This is a genomic window from Rhizobacter sp. P1_G5 (assembly GCF_056405435.1).
This window is the reverse complement of sequence record NZ_JBFUCB010001051.1, coordinates 1-1,063: the sequence shown is the minus strand read 5'-3', so window position 1 is coordinate 1,063 and position 1,063 is coordinate 1. Positions and strand designations below refer to the sequence as shown.

The 1,063-nt window shown below is 70.7% G+C and carries 1 protein-coding gene; it reads left to right on the top strand.

Features of this window, described 5'->3' with window-relative positions; genetic code table 11:
- Nucleotides 1-97: 97 nt before the first annotated feature.
- Nucleotides 98-1,063, top strand: a 966-nt coding sequence (gene dxr, locus AC1D12_RS33910) for a 1-deoxy-D-xylulose-5-phosphate reductoisomerase (RefSeq protein ID WP_477845462.1), incomplete at its 3' end; no start/stop codon positions are given.

Here is a 1,063-nt window from a genome sequence, read left to right as displayed (position 1 = left end):
GTGTTCCCGATCGCGATGGCGCTCAGCTCGCTGTAGCGGCCCCCGGCACCCTCCGGCCGCACTCCTGCGCCACGCCACCTTCTTGCCAGGCCTACCGATGTCAGAAGTCTCGTCTCCCCGCCAGCGGGTGTGCATCCTCGGCTCCACCGGCAGCGTCGGCACCAGCACGCTCGACGTGCTGGCGCGCCATCCCGGGCGCTTCGAGGTGTTCGCGCTGTCGGCGCACAGCCGCAGCGACGAGCTGCTCGCGCAGTGCCTGCAATGGAAGCCCCGCTTCGCGGTGATGACGGATCCGGCGCACGCGAAGCGCCTGCGCAGCGCGTTGCGCGAGGCCGGCGCCGCCACCGAAGTGCTCGAAGGCGCGGCCGCGCTGGAACAGGTTGCCGCCCACCCCGAGGTCGACAGCGTGATGGCTGCGATCGTCGGTGCCGCCGGGCTGCCGTCGTGCCTGGCCGCGGCGCGCGCCGGCAAGCGGCTGCTGCTGGCCAACAAGGAGGCGCTGGTCGTCGGCGGGGCGTTCTTCATGGACGCGGTGCGCACCGGCGGCGCCACCTTGCTGCCGGTCGACAGCGAGCATTCGGCGATCTTCCAGTGCCTGCCGGAAGACCGCAGCACCTGGCCGCAGCGCATCGACCACCTGCTGCTCACCGCCTCGGGCGGCCCGTTCCGCCGCCGCGATCCGGCCACGCTGCACAGCGTGACGCCCGACGAGGCCTGCGCGCATCCCAACTGGGTGATGGGCCGCAAGATCTCGGTCGACTCGGCGACGATGATGAACAAGGCGCTCGAGGTCATCGAGGCGCGCTGGCTGTTCGACCTGGCGCCGCAGCAGATTCGCGTCGTGCTGCACCCGCAGAGCGTGATCCATTCGATGGTGGTGCTGCGCGACAACTCGGTGCTGGCCCAGCTCGGCACGCCCGACATGCGCGTGCCGATCGCCTACAGCCTGTCGTTCCCCGAACGCATCGGGGCCAGCACCGAGTTGTCGCGCAGCACCACCATCGAATGGATCACGCTCTGCGGGTGCAGCACGACGCGAATCTGCTGCGGCGCCAGGTCGAAC